This window comes from Rhizobium sp. L9 (assembly GCF_002531885.1).
GTDB lineage: Bacteria > Pseudomonadota > Alphaproteobacteria > Rhizobiales > Rhizobiaceae > Rhizobium.
Genome location: NZ_NWSZ01000035.1, coordinates 30,752 through 49,960 on the forward strand (window position 1 = coordinate 30,752; position 19,209 = coordinate 49,960).

General features: G+C 58.6%; 17 protein-coding genes and 6 pseudogenes. 16 read left to right on the forward strand and 7 right to left on the reverse strand.

Features of this window, described 5'->3' with window-relative positions; translation table 11 throughout:
* Positions 1–231: 231 nt before the first annotated feature.
* Entirely contained in the window at positions 232–1,353 is a 1,122-nt protein-coding gene (locus CO660_RS28420; protein WP_245421395.1) for an AI-2E family transporter, read from the reverse strand.
* A gap of 1,089 nt (positions 1,354–2,442) precedes the next feature.
* On the opposite strand from CO660_RS28420, the gene CO660_RS28425 reads away from it, so the two are divergent.
* The 3 genes from CO660_RS28425 (at position 2,443) to CO660_RS28440 (ending at position 4,079) form a co-directional block, all read left to right on the forward strand.
* Positions 2,443–2,946: a DUF892 family protein gene (locus CO660_RS28425; RefSeq protein ID WP_097601422.1), complete on the forward strand. Its 504-nt coding sequence runs from the start codon at positions 2,443–2,445 to the stop codon at positions 2,944–2,946.
* Between the two features lie 78 nt (positions 2,947–3,024).
* Complete coding sequence (locus CO660_RS28430; RefSeq protein ID WP_097601423.1) at positions 3,025–3,378, forward strand: hypothetical protein; 354 nt, start codon at positions 3,025–3,027, stop codon at positions 3,376–3,378.
* 473 nt (positions 3,379–3,851) lie between these two features.
* Positions 3,852–4,079: a hypothetical protein gene (locus CO660_RS28440; protein WP_027687076.1), complete on the forward strand. Its 228-nt coding sequence runs from the start codon at positions 3,852–3,854 to the stop codon at positions 4,077–4,079.
* 56 nt (positions 4,080–4,135) lie between these two features.
* Here the strand turns inward: CO660_RS28440 and CO660_RS28445 are convergent, their stop codons facing one another.
* Together CO660_RS28445 and CO660_RS28450 are read right to left on the reverse strand one after the other, a co-directional pair.
* Positions 4,136–5,143 (reverse strand): sensor histidine kinase, encoded by a 1,008-nt coding sequence (locus CO660_RS28445; protein ID WP_097601424.1) that lies wholly within the window; start codon positions 5,141–5,143, stop codon positions 4,136–4,138.
* Positions 5,144–5,268: 125 nt separating this feature from the next.
* Entirely contained in the window at positions 5,269–5,640 is a 372-nt protein-coding gene (locus tag CO660_RS28450) for a response regulator (protein WP_097582880.1), read from the reverse strand.
* Between the two features lie 136 nt (positions 5,641–5,776).
* Here CO660_RS28450 and CO660_RS28455 point away from each other — a divergent pair, with 136 nt between their 5' ends.
* Positions 5,777–6,067: a hypothetical protein gene (locus CO660_RS28455; protein WP_097601425.1), complete on the forward strand. Its 291-nt coding sequence runs from the start codon at positions 5,777–5,779 to the stop codon at positions 6,065–6,067.
* A 317-nt stretch (positions 6,068–6,384) separates the two neighbouring features.
* Here the strand turns inward: CO660_RS28455 and CO660_RS28460 are convergent, their stop codons facing one another.
* Positions 6,385–7,227 carry a PHB depolymerase family esterase gene (locus CO660_RS28460; protein ID WP_245421396.1) on the reverse strand — a complete coding sequence of 281 codons (843 nt, stop codon included), beginning with the start codon at positions 7,225–7,227 and terminating at the stop codon, positions 6,385–6,387.
* 777 nt (positions 7,228–8,004) lie between these two features.
* On the opposite strand from CO660_RS28460, the gene CO660_RS28465 reads away from it, so the two are divergent.
* From CO660_RS28465 to CO660_RS34125, 3 genes and pseudogenes are all read left to right on the forward strand, one after another.
* Complete coding sequence (locus tag CO660_RS28465) at positions 8,005–9,072, forward strand: AI-2E family transporter (protein ID WP_097583051.1); 1,068 nt, start codon at positions 8,005–8,007, stop codon at positions 9,070–9,072.
* 426 nt (positions 9,073–9,498) lie between these two features.
* Positions 9,499–10,365 carry a transglutaminase family protein gene (locus CO660_RS28470; protein WP_097601442.1) on the forward strand — a complete coding sequence of 289 codons (867 nt, stop codon included), beginning with the start codon at positions 9,499–9,501 and terminating at the stop codon, positions 10,363–10,365.
* A 129-nt stretch (positions 10,366–10,494) separates the two neighbouring features.
* Positions 10,495–10,749: pseudogene (locus CO660_RS34125) on the forward strand (hypothetical protein); the annotation flags it as partial.
* Positions 10,750–11,232: 483 nt separating this feature from the next.
* Here the strand turns inward: CO660_RS34125 and CO660_RS28480 are convergent.
* Together CO660_RS28480 and CO660_RS28485 are read right to left on the reverse strand one after the other, a co-directional pair.
* A pseudogene (locus CO660_RS28480) lies at positions 11,233–11,549 on the reverse strand (DDE-type integrase/transposase/recombinase); the annotation flags it as partial.
* A 259-nt stretch (positions 11,550–11,808) separates the two neighbouring features.
* Positions 11,809–11,943, reverse strand: a pseudogene (locus CO660_RS28485) (IS3 family transposase); the annotation flags it as partial.
* Between the two features lie 187 nt (positions 11,944–12,130).
* On the opposite strand from CO660_RS28485, the gene CO660_RS34400 reads away from it, so the two are divergent.
* From CO660_RS34400 to CO660_RS33480, 9 genes and pseudogenes are all read left to right on the forward strand, one after another.
* A complete protein-coding gene (locus tag CO660_RS34400) occupies positions 12,131–12,253 on the forward strand; it encodes a hypothetical protein (protein WP_097601427.1) in 123 nt (40 codons plus the stop codon).
* 165 nt (positions 12,254–12,418) lie between these two features.
* Complete coding sequence (locus CO660_RS28495; RefSeq protein WP_097601428.1) at positions 12,419–14,197, forward strand: SLC13 family permease; 1,779 nt, start codon at positions 12,419–12,421, stop codon at positions 14,195–14,197.
* Positions 14,198–14,278: 81 nt separating this feature from the next.
* Positions 14,279–15,415, forward strand: a pseudogene (gene istA / locus CO660_RS28500) (IS21 family transposase); the annotation flags it as partial.
* Positions 15,416–15,420: 5 nt separating this feature from the next.
* Positions 15,421–15,669 (forward strand): annotated as a pseudogene (locus tag CO660_RS28505) (ATP-binding protein); the annotation flags it as partial.
* A gap of 398 nt (positions 15,670–16,067) precedes the next feature.
* Entirely contained in the window at positions 16,068–16,343 is a 276-nt protein-coding gene (locus tag CO660_RS28510) for a hypothetical protein (RefSeq protein WP_097601429.1), read from the forward strand.
* 67 nt (positions 16,344–16,410) lie between these two features.
* Positions 16,411–16,554, forward strand: a complete 144-nt coding sequence (locus CO660_RS34130; protein WP_245421398.1) for a hypothetical protein — start codon at positions 16,411–16,413, stop codon at positions 16,552–16,554.
* Positions 16,517–16,786 (forward strand): hypothetical protein, encoded by a 270-nt coding sequence (locus CO660_RS34135; RefSeq protein WP_245421399.1) that lies wholly within the window; start codon positions 16,517–16,519, stop codon positions 16,784–16,786. Before CO660_RS34130 ends, CO660_RS34135 begins: the two co-directional genes overlap by 38 nt.
* A pseudogene (locus CO660_RS28520) lies at positions 16,750–17,500 on the forward strand (IS6 family transposase). The gene CO660_RS34135 and the pseudogene CO660_RS28520 overlap by 37 nt, the downstream one beginning before the upstream one ends.
* Before the next feature lie 41 nt (positions 17,501–17,541).
* On the forward strand, positions 17,542–17,808 hold the full coding sequence (locus CO660_RS33480; RefSeq protein WP_176536402.1) for a hypothetical protein: 267 nt from the start codon (positions 17,542–17,544) through the stop codon (positions 17,806–17,808).
* 117 nt (positions 17,809–17,925) lie between these two features.
* Here the strand turns inward: CO660_RS33480 and CO660_RS28530 are convergent, their stop codons facing one another.
* Entirely contained in the window at positions 17,926–19,137 is a 1,212-nt protein-coding gene (locus CO660_RS28530) for an MFS transporter (protein ID WP_245421397.1), read from the reverse strand.
* Positions 19,138–19,209: the final 72 nt, after the last annotated feature.

Below are 19,209 nucleotides of genomic sequence, written 5' to 3' on the forward strand. Positions count from 1 at the left end.
ACGGCTCGATCAATGTCCGACGAGCAGTGGTCGACTTGCGCGCCGCATAGCGCGTGAGTAGGACAAGATTCTCGATGATGGTGATCGAGGCAATCCGCCACCGCTCGCACGGCGGCCGAGCTGCCGCTCACGGCCCGGCAAATCCACAAGCTTCTCACCCGCAATGGGGCCAATCGAACCGCATCAACGTTGTTGCCGGGCACCGCGAACTCGGCGCAAGTGGAGCCGCAATTATTCGTCTCCGCTGAGGAAGTGCCCGATGGCGGCAAGTGGCCGAATTCCATCGCAAACAATTTTGGCGATGGCAAGCATCGGCACCGCGAGGATCGCTCCAGGCACACCCCACATCCAAAACCAGAAGATCAGCGCTATAATTACAAGCACAGGATTGAGGGTGAACCGGCGGGCGAGCAGCACCGGCGTGATGATCTCGCCCTCGGCGACATGGATCACAAAATAAAGCGCTGCCGGCAGAAGGGCCAGCCACAACGTATCGATGACCAGCAGGCCGGCGAGCAGAAAAATTCCGACTCCGAGAAGCGGCCCCATGATCGGGACATAGTTCAGCAGAAACGCCGCGACACCCCATAGAACCGGATCGCCTAACCCTGTCAGCCACATAGCAATGCCCGTAGCTAAGCCAACAGCGCCATTCATGACCGTAATAGTGACCAGATAGGCAGAGATATTTTTCTCGACATCCTGGGACAGCTCGACAACCTGCCGCTTCTCCTTGAAATTGGGCAGTATTTCGACCATCCGTTTTAAGAACGTGTTTCCGGATACGAGCAAAAAGAACAATATGACGATGGTTTCGAAGAAACTGGCTGCAAAGTGGGTCGTTCCAGCGAAAAGCGTCGCGGCGATCGTCGAGCCGGACCCCCCGCTTGTTGCCGATCCTTGCTGCATGAAGCTATCGACCTGATGCAGGAATGTTTGAAGTGCTTTCACCGGTTCATTGAGAAACTTGAGACGCTCCTGCAATCTGGGAATTCCTTCGGGCAGCTTCGCAGCCCACTCTGTCGCTGGGCCAGAGATTGCACCGCCAATGCCGACGATGGCGCCGAAAACAAACAAGATTAGCAATAGGGCCGCAAGGGTTCGCGGGAAATGGAGTTTCTCCAGCAATCGCATGGCCGGCTGAAACAGGAGCTTGAGGACGAGCGCCAGCACAATCGGCAGCACGATCTCAGCCGCCACGTAGGCAATGCATAATGTCGCGAGCGCCACCAATATCGAAAGCAGCACAACCACCGGGTTGGTGGGCAAATCCAGCGATTTGAATTGAACGCCGGGGGCGATTTTGGGCTCTGCCATTTTATCGACGTTCAGTTCGGTTTTGTCGTCGGCCACCTTCATTTCCTTTGGCCCTGCCAAACTGCTCCGCCGAAGTGAGATAGAAGAGCCCGTTTGTGACGGACCCTTCTTGGTGCGTTTAAGACTTGGCGTTTTTGTGACTTTGCTCACCTGCCTTGACGTGCTGCTCGTGGGTGCCGCCCTGAGTGCTCGATGTTTTCGAGCCACTGCTACCCTTGGACGACGAAGCGCTCTTGCCGGTGCCGGACTTGACGCCCGGCTTGCTTTCGCTGGTTCCGCTTGACGATGGGATGTTTTACTCCTCCACTGACGAGACCGGGTTGGTCTCGATAAGAGAACCAGAATGCCGGTAAAGTGTTCCCGCCCGGTCTGACAGTCCTCAACACAAGCTCGTGCGATTCCGATATCCGACGTGCGCCACCGCATTGGCGCTGTGGAGCAACACGAAAGGCGGCGTACTCATCCGTTCAAGCCGGCGAGGCTAAAACGCCGCGAGAATTGTCAGCCGTTCGGCCGGGCCACTACGTTCATTCATCCCCTTCCGGAAGCCTTGGTAGCGCGTCAGCCCCTTTTTCCACACAGAGACGACGTGTGATCCGGAAAGCCGGAGCGATCTTGCCCTTGACGATCTGGCTCGAACAGTGCCGGGACGTCTATTGTCCCTGCATCAAGGGTCAAGTCCTTTTCGACAAGGCGCCGAGGTCGGCACCGTCGCGCCGACTACCGGTTGGCCCGCCAGATATTTCACGCGGTTGCAGAGGAACTTATACCAGCTGCAGAGGTTCTGTCTTCACGGCCGAGTGAACACCGTCCGAGAAGGAGGACATCTCAATGATACACAATGGTTCTCGTCGGGGCGCGGGGTAAGCGCGTCGTCGCTCACTTCTGTCGCACCGACGTGCCCGCGTCCTCTACCCATGCCGGAACTCCAGCGGTGCGACGCTCGTCACAAAGAACTCGGCTGCGCCGATCGCAGGTCAACAGCTTCACCGAGACTCTGGGCCAAAAACGGCATCGAAAAGGGTGGCTTCGACGACACGCTCGCCCCCTCACGCTTGGCGGTGGCCGTGAACATGACCGGCATCTGGACCACGACAGAAATCTTTCGAACCCAAGGAGCTAACCATGGCCAAGGAAATCAAAACACTCGACGTCCTCTTTCACGACACTTTGAAGGACGTGTATTTCGCCGAAAACAAGATCGTTGCGACGCTGCCGAAGATGCGCGACGCGGCCAAGAACAGGCAACTCAAGGACGCCTTCGTGAGGCACCTCGCCGAGACCAAGGTGCACGTCACCCGTCTCGAAGATGTCTTCAAGATCATCGGCAAAAAGCCGGAGCAGAAGACCTGTGACGCGATGATGGGCATCCTCAAGGAAGGCGCCGAGATCATGGAAGAGTACGAGGGGATGCCGGCACTCGACGCCGGCCTTCTTGCCGCGGCCCAGGCGGTCGAGCACTACGAGATGTCGCGCTATGGCACCCTGCGGACATGGGCGCTCGAGTTGGGGATGAAGGACGCCGCCAAGCTCCTTCAGACGACGCTCGATGAGGAACAGGCCACCGATCTGGCGCTAACCTCCATTGCGACGAAGGTCGTCAATCAGAATGCCGAGAAAGCCGCCTGACGCCGTTGACGTAGCTCGTCACCGCGCGTCCGTGCACGGTCAAGGCAGTCCAGGCCGCCAACGGAGGAGAAGTATTCAATGACCGAATTTCAGGATATCAGGATTGTCGAGTTGAACGACGGCGCATCGGGGTCCGTAGAGGGACCACTCACGACAATGGTCCTGCAGCTTTCGGCAGATACCCCCGCGGCTTGGGCCGATTCCTTCAACGAGACATGGAAAGGCCGCGCATCCGTCATGAGGCGGGCGGCTACTGCATCCGGGAACATGATAATATTGGCATGCATGCCCTACGAGCTGCAGAGTCAGATCACGGAGTTGAACAAGGTTGTCGCCGAGACCAATGCTTCCTATCGAGACACAGCCGAACAAGCGGCAGCTAGGCAGGACGCCGAACTCAAGCATTTGAAGGTCACGCTGAAATATGACTAGGATCACGAGGCGCACCGATTGAGGACACTCTCTGGTTTGGTGTCGTTACCTCATCCTCATTCGGGCTATGTCAGTCATATTGATGCGACTTCCTCGCTGATAGCTGAAGACGGCTTCATAGGAAGCGTCGCCGTCCGATGGCACAGAGCCAGCAGTGTTTCGATCCGTGATAGATTGAATGAAGATGTCGGGCCGTGAGACCCCGTGCTGTTAAACCAGATGGTCGAGCTCACGGTCCGCTGCCATTGGACTGTCTCCTGCTCGGTTATGTCACCGGAACAGAACGCCCTGGCGGGCCAGTAGTTTCACCGCGTGCGGGGGGCGTATAAACTGGAGCTCCTCGTGCGAAGACGCGCACTGGATGCTGTTGGTCGACGGGTGATCATTATCCACCCGATGACGACCTGAACAAGCTGAGGCATTCTCATTTCCAGGATTTCTGCTATCGTCCACATGTCACGGGAGTAGGCGTCATGGTTGCAGCGAGTTTGGTGCCGGGTGCGTTTTACTGGGCGAAGTCCTCGAAGTACTTCGACGGACGAGCAACGATCGTTCAGGTCTCCACGGTCTTCGGGGACGATCCTGCCTACTGGACGCTGGCGCTCTTGGGAACCGATCAGCACGCCATGCCCGCGGACTTCGAGATCATTGCTTCGGTGGAGCTCCCAGAAGAGTACCCTCTCCGTCAAGCCGCCGAGTGAACGTCAATCAGGCAAGCGAAGGACGGGCGGCGACGGAGGAAGCCCTCATAGGGCGCTCACACCGACAACCGGTTTTCCTTTAATCGAAGCACGACGACCAACCCGCTCGGGGTCCAGTCGTAGCAGATCGAACCGTCGAGCTGACCGGTGACGGCGCGATGGAGAAGTTTGCTCCCATAGCCATCGGAACTTGCGGGAGGTTCGACGACGGGACGGCCCTGCTCGCTCCAGGCGATTTCAACCTCACCTTCCGCTAGAACGCCAGACACGTCCAGGGTCCCCGTTTCCACCGAGAGCGCGCCGTATTTGAGGGAGTTGGTGGCCAGTTCATGAATGACGAGTGCAAGGCTCGTCGCCGACGACTCGCCAACGCCCATCCGAGGAACTGCGACGCGAATGCGCCCCGCAAAGGCGCCTTCGTCGTCGTAGGGTGCGAGCAGAACGGTGAACAGATCTCCAAGAAGGGCAGCATTTCCCTGCCCGCCCTTGAGCGGGCGGACGAGGTCGTGGGCACGCCCGAGCGCCGTCAGGCGTTGCGTGAGATGGCTGACCATCTCCTCCTTCGACGTCGTCGACCGGGAGGTGATAGCGGTAAGACCGGAAGCGAGTGCCAGGAGATTCTTGACGCGGTGGCTCATTTCGCCGGCGAGCAGTTCGTGCCCTTCTTCCGCTTGTTTGCGACCGGTAACATCCAAAAATATTCCAGACATCACTCGGGCGACGATGCCGGCGTCGTTGCCTTGACCGCGCGCGGAAATCCAACGGACGTCGGAGGCGTCCCTCAATATCCTGAAGTCAATCTCATATGGGCCGGCAATCACTCGGGTGGCGACAAAGGCGGATCGGACTCTGTCGCGGTCGGCCGGATGAATCTTCGCCGACAAGCGCTCGAATGTCAGCGGGCCCCCCCGCGAGACCTCCCAGAGTTCGTATCCTTTGGCGTCCATCAAAAAGGTACTGTCGTCGACGTTCCAGGTCCAAAGGGCGACGCCTGCGGCCTTGATCGCACTGCGAAGCTGCTCGGGGTTCCAGTCTGGCTCGTCGTCGGTTTCGTGATCGGTCACAAGATCTCTCTGCGTCGGAAGAACTTTGCTCACCGGAGAAGGGTGGTTGCCTTTATATAGTTGAGATGCGCCGGATTTCCTGAAATTCGCTGGATTTTATCGGCAGAGCGCGTGATTCACGCCTGCTAAGCGGTCAGCCGCCGAAGTGTGTGAGCGAGATCGTCGACATCGTAAGGCTTGGGGAAGAACACACCGCGCTCAGGGAGGTCGTCCCTGCTGATCGTCACCCTCCCCGACACGACGATGATCCCGATGAGTGGCCATCTTTCGCGGACTGAGGCGGCCAGCGCCAAGCCATTCATAGTCCCCGGCATCTCGACATCGGTCAGGACGACGGCGATGTCGCTCCTGCCTTCCAAGATGAGGACCGCATCATCCGCGTTCGTCGCCTCGAGCGCTTCCAGTCCGACCGCTTCTACGACGTCCACCGCCATCATCATCAGCAGGGGCTCGTCTTCGACGACGAGAACTACGTTTCTTCCGTGAGGATGCCTCATGCCATATTACCGTGGATTATAACCGTGAACCTCCGCGCTTCTGTTTGGTTCCCGAGCGTCCACGACTTCGAGCGTCCGTCGTGACATGAGTGGTCGCCCGGTGTACGTTGGGTGATCGCATGCCGTGAGAATGGCGATGCCCGATCGCATCCTGCTCCTCGAAGACGAACCCTTCATCGCCCTTGATCTCGAGGGAGTATTGGAGGAGCACGGCTATGACGACGTCGTGGCCATCGTCGATCCCCAACTGGGGATTTCCCGGATCGATCGTTGGCTGTCCATGAGTCACTTAAAACGCAAGGCCGTTGCCGAAGGTGGTATCGAGATCGAGAACCAGATTGAGCTTCCAACGGACCGTGTAGCCGCAGGCGCCGAGGTAGAAATCTCTGCAAAGATTTCGGCGGGCTATTTCACAGAGCCCCGATAGTGTGGGCAGACTTCCAGGCTAAAGCATTCTCGACTTCGCAGCCGGTCCTTCCGCGAGAGCCTCAGTCTGTCAGATGCACGCGCATGTTTTCGTGCAAGATAGACGGCGGGCACGCAGACCAACGAACGTGCCCCGCGCGTCGTGACCTGGAGCTCGGTGGATCCCCTTCGAATATCCCGGTCATGAACAACTTATGGGAGTTTATTTCGGATCGGATCGGACATCGACGCTGTCCGATATTACAAGAGTGTGGGGTGCAGGGTACGCCCATCGGTGACCTGAATTTGCCAGATACGGCCGAACCTCCTGCGAGCTGGTTATTTTCGAAGCCTCGACAAACCCCACAATCGCATGATCTCTGCTGGGGCTGAGATTTCTACCGGGATCACGTAGGGGTCTGCAGACCTTAGCGCCGTGACGCTCTTGCGCTTCTTGATCGGAAGCCCGTGGCCCATGTTGCTGACCGAATAGAGGGCCACTTTCAGCTTGCCGCTCACCTTCCATGCCTGCAACCTGCCCCATGGTTTTTCCTCCAATCGGCCGCTGTTCTCTGCAATGCCTTGGACTTCGAGCCACTGCGCGACACAAGCGAGCGCATTGACCGGCTTGACCACCCGGTCTTCCATGCCCTGCCAGATGGTTATCGGAGGCCATGCCTTGGCTTCTGGCGAAATCTCAGCGATGGGTCTTCCCCATCCGGCTGGCGGCGGCGTCGCGCCTGACTTCATCGCTCGCAGGGCGGACATCGTATCGCGGGCGGATCCGAATGGCATGCCGGCTATGATCGCGGCGCCTGCAAACAATGTGGGATAGTTCGCGACAAGTGCACCCGTCATCGCCCCGCCGGCGGACAGCCCCGCGACGAAGATCCTCGATCGGTCGATGCGATGTCGCTCGCATATGTGCTCGACCATCTGCTTGATTGAACGCACCTCGCCGCGGTCTCGGGCGACGGCGCTTGGTCGAAACCAGTTGAAGCAATTTTGCGAATTGTTTGCTCTCTTCTGCTGCGGATAAAGAAGAACGAAACCGCGCTCTTTCGCGAGCTTGGAGAAGCCCGCCGCGACATCCAGGCTTTCGGGAGTCTGATGGCAGCCATGAAGCAAGACGACAAGCGCGGGGTTCTTTGGCAGCCGCGTGGTCGGGACGAAGGATTTCATCACCAAGCGACCCGGATTGCTTCCAAACGCGGTTGTCTCGACCAAAACCGGCTTCGCGGGGCGGGATGGGGAGGTTGTACGTTTCGGTTTGGTTCGGGTCGCTCCGACAGCTTTCCCGATCAGCTTGCTGATTTTCTTTTAGGCTCTGAGGGCCCTCACTAGCGATCTGCCGAAACTGAACTTCATACGTCAAGGTCCTCAACCTGCGATAGGAGCGTTCGCAGACCAGGCTGCGTACCGCTCGGTTCGCGGCTCTCGATGTGTCCTTTTGGAATGCCCCATCTGCGGCTGCGGCTGTCGATCCAATCCGCGGGTAGGGGAACCACGCCGGACCATCGTTGTTCCCTAGACCTTGGCCTTCTCGCCAGCGTCGCTAGAAGAAAGGAACTTGGTCGTCACAGAGACGATGTTTTCATCAAGCCACTGCGCCATTGCCTTCTTCTTCAGCACGATTTGCTTGGAGGGGAGCGCTGATGGCGCCGTAACTGCACGGCGTCGACGATAGTCAGCCCCGATTGAAGGCCGCCGATTCGCAGTTCTCGAAAGCGATTCGCGAATGAGTCCTTCGCCGGAGGACAGTGCCCCCGGGCTCGGGGCGTGCGTGATGAGCGAGATCGCGTCGGTGCAGACCTGCAGTAGTCAGGTTGTCCGCGTTCCTCCCACGCCGGATTCGCGTTGGCCTTATGCCGTGACGCGGCTATGGTTAGGATGAGAGATTTTGCGAACTATTATTCCTACGCCGGTGGCGGTGAAGACTGGCCAGCGAACAAGGCAGACATGTCTATCCAACGTACGAGCTTCTATGTCATGCTAGCGCTGGTGACGATCGCGTTCATCTGGCTGCTTGTCCCCTATTACGCGGCGGTCTTCTGGGCGGTGATCCTCGCGATCATCTTCTTTCCAGTGAACATGCGACTGGCGCTTTTACTTGGAGGCCGTCGAGGCATCGCTGCCCTGCTGACGGTGCTGATGTGCATCGGCCTCGTCATCGTACCGGCATTGATTATCCTCGTTTCTCTTATCCAGGAAGGCACCAGTCTTTACCAACGGATAAGCAGCAACGAAATCGACCTCAATGACTATCTGGTCCGGATTCAGAATGCGTTGCCCGGCTTCATCGACAACTGGCTGAACTCATTGAAGCTGGGCGGCTTTGCGGAGCTTCGCGCGAACATCTCCTCAGGCGCAGTACAGGCAAGCCGGTCGGTCGCCGGCAGCGTGCTGAGTTTTGGCCAAAACACGCTGCAGTTCTTCATCAGCTTCGGGATCATGCTTTATCTGCTTTTCTTCCTCTTCAGGGATGGCGCTGACCTCGGCCGGACTATCCGACATGCAATCCCTCTCAACGACGACTATACCCGCCAGTTTCGCGACAAGTTTTCCGCTGTCGTTCGGGCAACCGTCAAGGGGAATATCATCATTGCTGTGATCCAAGGAACGATCGGAGGCGTGGCATTCTGGGCTCTTGGAGTGGAGGCCGCCCTTTTGTGGGGCGTGACCATGGCGTTCATGTCAATGCTGCCTGCAATTGGAGCAGCACTTGTATGGGTTCCAGCCGCCATCTGGCTAGTTCTCACGGGTGCCTGGTTGAAAGCAGCAATCCTGGTTCTCATCGGCGTATTTGTCATAGGGCTAATCGATAACCTGCTGCGTCCGCCACTGGTGGGCCAAGGGACGCGGCTGCCCGACTATGTGGTGTTGATCTCAACGGTCGGCGGCATCTCCCTGTTCGGCATCAATGGTTTTGTCATTGGCCCCTTGATTGCCGCCCTGTTTATCTCGGCATGGTCGCTTTTCGCCGAACAGCAGATCGCAGACAGATCAGAGAGCAAGGATATCGAATAGAAACTTTATAGGCTGTCCGGCACGTTGGCCAACGGAGGGGCACTGCCCTTCATTGATATTTCATCCCTCCCATGTACTCCACCGACATAGTTCAATCTCGACGACGCGCTTGGACAAGGCGAAGTCTTGTCCATCAAGAGCTGGCCGATCGGGTTGAAGCTGCCAGTTGGGCGGTGACCTGGAAGTATCGGCCGCGCTCGCCGAGCTTTATGTCCACCACGTTTGAGCGGCGCATCTGGGGTGCCTCCCCGTCTTGAGCTTTCCACTCACGACGTTGCCTCACCAAATAAAGTAAGACGTTTACGGTACTTTTTATCGATGTCCTGACCATATGAATGTCCTAAACGACGGCTTGCGCGTGCTCAGAGGAATCCCACCATGGCGAGAACCACGGCGGAATACCCTGACCCGGCACTTGGAGTGGCGATGACGAAACTCAGCATCCGACATACCACGACCTACCGTTATCGTTATCCGATTGCGCTCGGGCCCCACCGATTGACCCTTCGCCCTCGAGAAGGGCGCGAACTCCTGCTCGTCAGCCATGACGTCGTTTCATGGCCAGATGCAAAAATGAGTTGGGCGACCGACGTGTTTGCGAATGCCGTCGCGACGGCTAGGTTCGCGGAGCCAACAGATTGCCTGAAAATCGACAGCAAAGCGGTGGTCGACCTAACGTCGGCAGCCTGGCCGGTTTTCGATATCGCAGCGTCTGCCATCACTTACCCCTTTTCCTATGGTGAGCACGAATGGAAGGATCTTGGTGGCCTGCGAGAAGTCCAATACCCCGATCCTTCCAACCTGTTTCAGCAGTGGGTACGGGCGTTCGTTAGATCCGGCTCGACTGATACCCTCTCGCTTTTAAAAGACCTCAGCGGCGGCGTGTCGAACGAGATTACCTATCAAAGCCGGGAGGCCGAGGGGACGCAATCACCACTGGAAACTCTTGCTGTTCGATCTGGCAGTTGTCGCGATTTCGCGGTCCTTTTTGCTGAAGCCGCCCGGCTTCTGGGTTTCGGCGCGCGAATCGTGTCAGGATACCTTTTCAACCCCAATCAGATGCTCTTTGGCTCGAGGGACAGCGGATCGACCCATGCCTGGGTAGACGTGTTTCTCCCCGGCGCCGGATGGATTACCTTCGACCCGACAAATCGCTCCATGGGTGGTGCAAATCTCATCCCTGTGGCAGTGGTCCGTGATATTGCGCACGCAGTGCCGATCTCCGGCGGCTTCACTGGCGCCGCCAATGCGTTTGTGTCGATGGACGTCGCCGTCGAGGTTTCTGAGTTGTGACAGGCCCTGAGCGTCACAGGGGGCTATATTGCGATCATCGTTTAGTGAGCTGAACGCGCCGGTGGCCTTCGACAGACGCCTGCCATTGGACCATCGGTCCATTTCATCGTAGGGCCTGCCCTTATACAAGTTCGGGCGACCGGCAACAGGTACTCCGGATCCTATGTCGGCGCGGGCACTGGCACCGCTGGCCTCGGCGGGCAGCGTGCCGGCGACACAATCAACCTTGGCATCACCTCGGCGAAGGAAGTGAGCGGTGATCGACGGGCGCAGATGACGATCGAGAAGGTCGGAGCGTCTGGCATGCGACTTACGACGGTCGATACCGATCCGAAGACGGGGAAGTCGGTTGTCACGAGCCGCATTGATCTGCGCCGGAGCTGATCCGGAGAATTCTCGTTGAGTAGCGATCAACCATGTCGTCCTATATAATCAACCAACTTCAGCCAAGCACACCTCAGCCCCGTGGGTGGCAAGCAGATCGTCCTGTGCGCGATCCAGGCCAGTCCCCGCGGATAAGCAGCACTCCGCGCGATGGAAGTGATGCTTCCGATTATTTCTTTCGCTTAGAAGCCGCCCAACCGCACGCCGCGCCAACGGCTATGCCGATTGCCATTCCAATTGGGACGCTGTCGAGCATCGTTGCACCGAATGCCGCCCCCAGACCGGCACCTACCCCGATCCCGAAAGCAGTTGCTCGCGCGGTCACTGGCCGCCCTCTCTCACTGTCGGCGACGCCGACGGTCGTGGCTCGACTTCTCCTGGGGTGAAAAAAGTGAGACACGCCACAGCAAGAATGATCGCGATGACGAAGATGGTCAGCACCACGCCGCGTCTTCGAGGCGAACTTCCGCGTCTACGGCGTGCCGCCGTTCGGCTCACGCGCCAGCCGACGATGCGTCGGGCGAAGGCGTCGATGACGAAGGCCACGTAGACGAAGCCCTGCCAGGTTGCGACGTAGGTAAAATCCGAAACCCAGAGCCTGTTCGGCGCAGGAGCCTTGAACTGGCGGTTCACGCGGTCGAGCGGGCTGGGAGCCGTTTTGTGACCGTCGTGCGGATCGCCTTGCCCCGGATGATACCCCGAAGTCCCATCAATCGCATGAGCCGGGCGACGGTGGAGCGGGCAACGTCGAAGCCCTCCCGCTTCAATTGCCGCCAGACCTTGCGCGCTTGATGAAGTCGTCAAGCTACTAACGGCTTAACCGGCCGCCACCCGAGACCCGGGAGCGATTGGAGCATCCAGTTAAATTCAACTGTGGGCCCAGCCTTTCACCAGACGCCCAAGAACGACACGGATCGCCCGAGCAGCGGCACTCTGCCGAGGGTGAAAATCGATCCGTCGCGGGCAAACCGCAATCGATGCCGAGTGCCCGGAACTTCTATGGTAACTCGATGTTGTAATCGGCATGAGCCAAACAGACCAAAAAGCCGCAAAAGGCATGATCAAACGTATCTCGATCTGCAATGCAATGTCGCCGCGGGCGCGGACCGATAACCGGTCCACGTCCAGGCGTTTGGCAATGTTCTCGTAGTAGGTTGACGGGGCAATCGGCAACAGTCTGCAGATCGGCTCGACGCGGACAATCAGATGCCGAACGGATTTCGATCGCTCCGCCTGCCAGCTGCGCTGCAGCGGGTCGCAGGTTCTCATTCGGTTCGCCCTTAGCGTACGATTTCGGACGACTCTTGTTCTGGCCCCATCCTGAAGCGCAGCAGACACCGAGCATAGTTAGGCCAACCAGAACGAAAAATAGGTGATCGCTATGAAAAACCTCATCCCCGCCCGCTTCCATACCTACGACTTCACGCGCCTGTTCGTATCGCTTGCGTTTACGCTGGCGATTGCTGTGATTGTCTATTCGGTTCTTTTCGGAAGCATCCTCTAGTCGTCTGATCAAGCGTGCTTCCGCTCTACGGAGCTGGAAAAACACCCTGGGCGGCCGTTCGGGGTGCCGCGCGATTGAAAGAAGCTGGTAAGTTATCCAGACATTAGCTCTTTCATGCGCGTAAAATGGACCTGGCATTGGGAAGAGTTGGTCGGGACTTTATCGATGACACAGGCTCAGGCTATCGCCTTCGCCATTCTGATCGGCCTGATGGTCGCTTTCATATGGGGACGGCTCCGCTACGACCTCATTGCGGTTCTCGCGTTGCTTGCCGCGGTTTTCACCGGCATCGTGCCGCACAAGGCAGCGTTCTCCGGCTTCGGCGACGACATTGTCATCATTGTAGCCAGCGCGCTGGTCGTCAGCGCCGCGATTGAGCGCAGTGGTGTGATAGGGGCATTCCTCCATCGGGTGGCGCCCAGCGTGACCTCTGTGCAGGCTCAGGTTGTTATTCTCGTAACGACCGTCTCGGTTCTCTCCGTGTTCATCAAGAACATCGGCGCGTTGGCGATGATGATCCCAGTCGCATTCCAGATGGCGCGCCGGTCGAAAGCTTCCCCTTCGTCCTTTCTCATGCCGATGGCGTTCGGTTCCCTGCTTGGTGGGCTCATGACCCTCATTGGCACATCGCCGAATATTGTCGTTTCCCGGATGCGCGAGGAACTGACGGGCCGACCTTTCAACATGTTCGATTTCACTCCTGTCGGCTTAGGGCTTGTCGCAGCGGGGGTAGTCTTTTTGGCGTTTGGCTACCGACTGCTTCCCCCGGGACGCGAGGCGGTCGCGACAATGGAGAAGGCGCTTAACATCAAGGACTACATGACAGAGGCCCGCATTACTGCGAGTTCGACCGTTCTCGGCAAGTCGATCGGTCATTTGTCGACCTTGTTGGACGAGGAGGTCCTTGTCACCGGCCTTGTCCGCAACCGGGTCGAGCGCCTGATGGCACGGCCGGACGTCGTCCTTCGTCAGGGCGATATCGTTCTGTTGGAAGGTGACCCTCAAGCGTTGGAGCGAGGCATCAGTCGCGCGCGTCTGGAACTGGAGGGGCACGACCGCCCCACGGAAGCAAAAGGAGTTGACGAGGAGATTGCCGGGATTGAGGTGGTGATCGGCCCGAAATCAGTCTTGATCGGGCAAACCGCCAAGCGCTTGGCGCTACATGACCGTTTCAATATCAATCTTCTCGCGGTGAGCCGGAGCAGCAAGCGCTTCACCGAGCGTTTGCGCGACATCGCGTTAAGACCAGGGGACGTTCTCGTTTTGAAGGGCGATCTCGTGCTTCTCCCAACCAGGTTGATGGAACTCGGTCTTCTTCCGTTAGCCGGGCGCGAAATCCGCTTGGGGAACCCCCGAAAAGGTCTGATTCCGGTGGTGGTCCTGACTGGTGCCATGATGCTAACTGCATTAGGCCTGCTGCCCGTTGCCACGGCTTTCTTTACGGCTGCTGTCCTGACGGTACTGCTCGGTTCACTTTCGCTTCGGGAAGCTTACGAGGCTGTGGACTGGCCCATCCTGATAATGCTCGGCGCTCTCATTCCGGTCAGCGAGTCGATCCGTGCGACCGGTGGTGCCGACCTTATCGCCGGCGGCCTCGCTCAGCTCTCCAACACCTTGCCCCCCTACGGCGCCCTTGCAATGATCATGGTGGCAGCAATGGCGGCGACGCCGTTTCTAAACAATGCAGCCACCGTTCTCGTGATTGCCCCGATCGCGGTAACGCTTGCTCAGCGCCTTGGCTACAATCCGGATTCGTTTCTGATGGCAGTCGCTGTGGGGGCGGCCTGCGATTTTCTCACGCCTGTTGGACATCAGTGCAACACTTTGGTGCTGGGTCCCGGCGGTTATCGCTTCGGTGACTATTGGAAGTTGGGGCTGCCGCTCTCGTTCATCGTGGTCGTGCTGGGCGTGCCTCTGATCCTGTGGTTTTGGCCGCCAGTTTAGCGTGGTGGCGTCGTTTCAATTTCGCCGATTTCCGGTTTACCGGGTTCACGGTGGCGTCAGCCTAAAGTCTGCCCGTCGGAAGCCTATGTGCCGCTCTACTACGCGCCAGGTGAGGCTTACCAGTTCGACTGGAGCCACGAGATCATTCTGATCAACGGCGTGACGACGACCGTGAAGGTCGCCCATGTCCGGCTCTGCCACAGCCGGATGATGTTCGCCCGAGCCTACATGCGCGAGAGCCAGGAGATGGTGTTCGATGCCCATGACAAGGCCTTCGTCTTCTTCCGTGGCACCAGCACGCGCGGCATCTACGATAACATGAAGACTGCGGTCGAGGCGGTGTTCGTCGGCAAGGAGCGACAATACAATCGCCGCTTCCTGCAGATGTGCAGCCACTATCTGGTCCATCCCGTTGCCTGCACGCCCGCATCCGGATGGGAGAAGGGACAGGTCGAGAACCAGGTCGGTCTAGTGCGCGAGCGCTTCTTCACTCCACGCCTACGGGTCAAAAGCCTGGAGGAGCTGAACGTCTGGCTGCTCGACAAATGCATCGTCTACGCCAAGGCACACCGCCATCCCGAGCAGACCGAGCGGATGATCTGGCAGATGTTCGAGGAGGAGCGCGGCAGCCTGGTGCATTACGTTGGACCGTTCGATGGCTTCCACGGCGTTCCCGCCTCGGTGTCGAAGACCTGCACAGTCCGCTTCGACAACAACAAATACTCTGTCCTCTCGACTGCGGTCGCCCGTCCCGTCGAGGTTCACGCCTATGCCGAGAAGATCGTCATCAGGCAGGACGGCGTGAATGTCGGCGAGCATCGGCGTTGCTTTGGTCGTGGCGAGACGATCTACGATCCCTGGCATTATGTCCCCGTTCTGGCACGCAAACCCGGTGCTTTACGCAATGGTGCGCCGTTCCGTGAATGGGTCTTACCCACAGCTATGGAGAAAGTGCGCCGACGGCTGAAGAGCGTCCATCATGGTGATCGGCAGATGCTCACTATCCTTGGCTGTGTTCACACCGACGGTCTGGCGGCCGTCGATGCTGCCTGCCAGGAGGCTTTGGATCACGGTGTCTGCTCGGCCTCGGTGATCATCAACATTCTCGCCCGCAGCCGTGATCCGGCTCCGGCCGTAACCCTGCAAACCCCGGATGCGTTGCGGCTTACCCATGAACCAGTCGCCGACAGCGCACGCTATGACAGCCTCAGGAGGGCAAGCTGATGGAACGCACACAGGTTCTCGAACTCATGAGCACGCTGAAGCTCTATGGAATGCGCAGCGCCTACGACGAGGTCATGGGCAACGGCATCAAACGGCAGCACGAACCGCCGCGCATCGTTGGCGATCTGTTGCAGTCGGAGATCGCCGAGAAGCAGGCCCGCTCCATTCGCTACCAACTCAGCATCGCCAAGCTGCCGCTCGCAAAGGACATTGATGACTTCGACTTCGCCGATACGCCCGTCAATGAACCCCCCGCGGCCCACTTTCTTTGGTGATACGAGCATCCGACCGACGACGATCTCCATTTTGAGCGCGTCAGGCGCGATAAGCAGTTTTGCGCTCAACGAACATCGCGAGCAGTGAGTGTGAATTTATTTCCGCGTCGATTCGCATAGACTCTGGAGGCGGCTTCCTGAAGAGCGTGCGGCGTCATGCCCAGGTGCTTTGCCGTCCTAATCGCGACGCAATTAGAGCGTAATGATAATCGGTCGTCGTTTGGCCGCTATGGCTTTTTCGCGGTGTCAGAGACCCTTGACCCGCCATCCTCCCGAATTCCGATGGGCAACGCCCGGTGCTGCTGGCCGGATGAAGCGGCCAACCCGCTTTCCGTCAGCCAGTAGTGAGACCGTTTTCGGAGATTATCGCCATGTCAACGCGCACAACTAATACCATCGTTCACTTTTCTGCACCTTTTGAACTGCCAGATATCGATGGAATCCATCCGGCAGGTGATTACAAGATCGAGCGGGATGAGGAATTGATCGAAGGGCTTTCACGACTGGCCTATCAGCATGTCGCAACGTTCATTCATCTGCCGTCGATTTCTGCCGGCAACCGGATGCGGCAATTCGTCAAAATAGATCCTAATCTTCTCGAACATTTATTGAGCGCGACGCCTTCACACGGGGAGGACGCACCATGAACGCACTGGAAGAGCGGAAAAGAGCGCTGGAGGAAAGTACTTCCTGGATACCGAATTGGCGTTCAAGGTGAGCTCTCCTCGAGACCGGCTTCTCGCCCAATGGGTGTCGGAAGTGATCGGCACTACCGATATCGAAGCCTACGTCGCCGAAATCATCGGGAGACGAGGGAGTGGTGGCAAAAATCCTCGCCGATGTTCGATCTGGAGGTAAGGTTTTGGACGAGAAGGAGCTTCGAGACCGGATGGACAAGCTGATGGCGAGTGCAATAGAAGAAATCGCGGTGTTGACACCGACGGCGAAGATGGCGGCGACGGTGACACCGCCACCGCGCAAGCGCCTCCACAGAACACATCTCGCCGGTCGTTGCCGAATAGACCGGCTGGGTTTCGATCTGCGTCTTCGGCGATGTCACGTTGTCTGTGGCTTAACGGTTCGCGGATAACTGGGCGGGGATGAGCGAACGTACCATCAGCTACAAGAACCACCGCTTTCCGCCGCAGATCATCGCCCGCGCGGTCTGGCTGTATTTCCGGTTCCCTTTGAGCCTGCGGCTGGTTGAGGAGATGCTGTTGGAGCGCGGGGTTGTTGTGTCGTATGAAACGATCCGGCGATGGGGCCGCAAATTCGGTCCGACCTATGCAAAGCAACTGCGCCACAAGAAGCCCTCGCGAGCAGACATCTGGCATCTGGATGAGGTGGTGATTTGCATCGCCGGACGAAAGACTGGCTGTGGCGCGCCGTCGATCAGGATGGCTATGTTCTCGATGAGATCGTCCAGACCCGCCGCGATACCAAGGCCGCCAAGCGATTGCTGATCAGGCTGCTAAGGAAGCAAGGTCTCATGCCGAAGCGCATCGTCACCGACAAACTGCGCTCGTACGGCGCGGCAAAGCGGGAAGTCATGCCAGATGTCGAACATCGATCTCACAAGGGTCTCAACAACCGGGCGGAGAACTCTCACCTACCGCTGCGAAAACGAGAACGGATGATGCAGGGATTTCGATCGGCCGGCGGCGTGCAGCGCTTCGTATCGATCTTTTCGGCAGGCAGAAATCTCTTCGTCGCACCACCTCAAATATGCTCAGCTCGTGCCACCCACATCCATCGAATCCGCGCCATGGCACAGTGGAAGGCCGTGACCGGCGCACGTGCCTGATTTCGCAGATCCACAGCCTCTTCGATCACTGACGAAACAACGTGACATCGCCTGAGAATCTCCTTCATCAGCGCGCGACCGGCTTCCTTGCGCTCATGGTGGACCTTGCCCATCACGGTCATTGCGAAGGCATCACCGGAGGTCGGAACGAACCGACCGATATCCTGGCCGATCTCGCCGATGCGACGGGTCGACACCTCGATGTCACGTTCCGCATCGCGCATCTGCCGGCGCACCGCATACTGGACATCGTCATGGGCGGCGCGGCGGAGTCGTCGGCGCTGCGCTTGGCCTGGCGGACGATCTGAGTTCGGCCGCCTCTCGGCCCGCCAGAAGGAGCCCCAGCGCTTAACGTCTCCATTTTGTGAGGTCGGGAGGGCGACCGAACAAGAGCGGTGGACACGGTGATTGCTGCTTTCCCCCAGCTAGATGCGGCGGGGGTGAAGCAGCGGGGCCAGTGACAGCTTGAGAACCGCGGCGATAACCAGCATCCAGACTGGAACAGTGAACCCCCCGGTGCTGTCGCGCGCCACGCCAAGCAAGAATGGACCCAAGGCGCCTACGAAGTAACCAATGCCCAGAACAAAGGCTGTCCAGGAGTTCGCTTCGTTCGCATCGCGTGCATGATCGAGCGGCAGGACCATGCCCAGGGTAAAGGAGCCTCCGATACCCAAGGCGGTCAGGGGAATGCAAAGATACGGCATCATCGACGGCATGAGGGCAATCGCCAGGATACCGGACAGCGACCCAGACGCGAAGAGAGCAATCAGACGCCGCCGATCGTTGTTCCGACTGATGAAACCGGCAAGGGGATTTGCAACCATAAATGCGGCAGTGAAACTGGCGAGGAGTACCGCCGCATCCGTGCCGCTCATGCCGCGCTCGATATACATGGGCGCCGTCCACGCGATCAGACCAAAGAACAGGAAGTTGTTGAGCGCGAAATAAGACGCGGCCAACCACGCCACTCGGTTGGTGAACGGGAGCGAACTACCCTTCTGGGGAGCAAGCGTGCCAGACCGAACGGCCTCGGCTCTCCGTTCCGCTCGCGCAATCACCATCCAGGCGCCGATCGCGATAAAACCAGGCAGGGTGAAGATGCCCGCACCGAGTCTCCATCCGCCGCTTGCTTCAGCCAGGGGGCCGGCCAGTGCAGCCGATATTGTGCTCCCCAGCCCGATCGCGGAGGCATAGATGCCGGTGAACAGCGCCACACGGTGCGGATAGTTCTTCTTGATAAAGCCGGCGACCAAGGCTCCGGCAACGGCAATTCCCGCACCCACACCCGCCGTGGCGACGAAGAGTGAGATAACGCTGTCCGCAAACGCACGCGCGAGAGTGGCGATGGTAAGGGTGGCGAGCGCAACAAGCATCACCTTGTCGCGCCCGAAGCGGCGGGCAAGCCATGGTGTCGGGAAAGCGAACAGCCCCATCAACAGTGCAGGGATTGCTGTCAGCAACGATGCCTGTGCGTTCGAAATCGCAAACTCGTTCCGGATAGAAGGAAGAAGAGGACCGACCGACACAATAGCCGGTCGCAGGTCGATAGCGACCAGCACCACACAGGTGATGGCGACCGCCATGGTCAATTCAGAGGACTTGCGGTGCTCGTCCTTATCGCAATCAGCTCCATTCAATTTGATTTCTCCCGAGGTTGATGACCTCCTCGCAGGACGCGCGAAGCCCTTGACTGGTTGTCCAGTCTTCGA

Excerpts from the sequence above, each read along its gene's own strand:
- CO660_RS34400 (WP_097601427.1), top strand. The coding sequence starts at position 12,131 with ATGAAAAACCTCATCCCCGCCCGCTTCCATACCTACGACTTCACGCGC.
- CO660_RS28465 (WP_097583051.1), top strand. The coding sequence starts at position 8,005 with ATGTCTATCCAACGTACGAGCTTCTATGTCATGCTAGCGCTGGTGACG.
- CO660_RS28510 (WP_097601429.1), top strand. The coding sequence starts at position 16,068 with ATGTCAACGCGCACAACTAATACCATCGTTCACTTTTCTGCACCTTTT.
- CO660_RS28450 (WP_097582880.1), bottom strand. The coding sequence starts at position 5,640 with ATGAGGCATCCTCACGGAAGAAACGTAGTTCTCGTCGTCGAAGACGAG.
- CO660_RS28425 (WP_097601422.1), top strand. The coding sequence starts at position 2,443 with ATGGCCAAGGAAATCAAAACACTCGACGTCCTCTTTCACGACACTTTG.
- CO660_RS28460 (WP_245421396.1), bottom strand. The coding sequence starts at position 7,227 with ATGAAATCCTTCGTCCCGACCACGCGGCTGCCAAAGAACCCCGCGCTT.
- CO660_RS28440 (WP_027687076.1), top strand. The coding sequence starts at position 3,852 with ATGGTTGCAGCGAGTTTGGTGCCGGGTGCGTTTTACTGGGCGAAGTCC.
- CO660_RS28495 (WP_097601428.1), top strand. The coding sequence starts at position 12,419 with ATGACACAGGCTCAGGCTATCGCCTTCGCCATTCTGATCGGCCTGATG.
- CO660_RS28455 (WP_097601425.1), top strand. The coding sequence starts at position 5,777 with ATGCCCGATCGCATCCTGCTCCTCGAAGACGAACCCTTCATCGCCCTT.
- CO660_RS28430 (WP_097601423.1), top strand. The coding sequence starts at position 3,025 with ATGACCGAATTTCAGGATATCAGGATTGTCGAGTTGAACGACGGCGCA.
- CO660_RS28470 (WP_097601442.1), top strand. The coding sequence starts at position 9,499 with ATGACGAAACTCAGCATCCGACATACCACGACCTACCGTTATCGTTAT.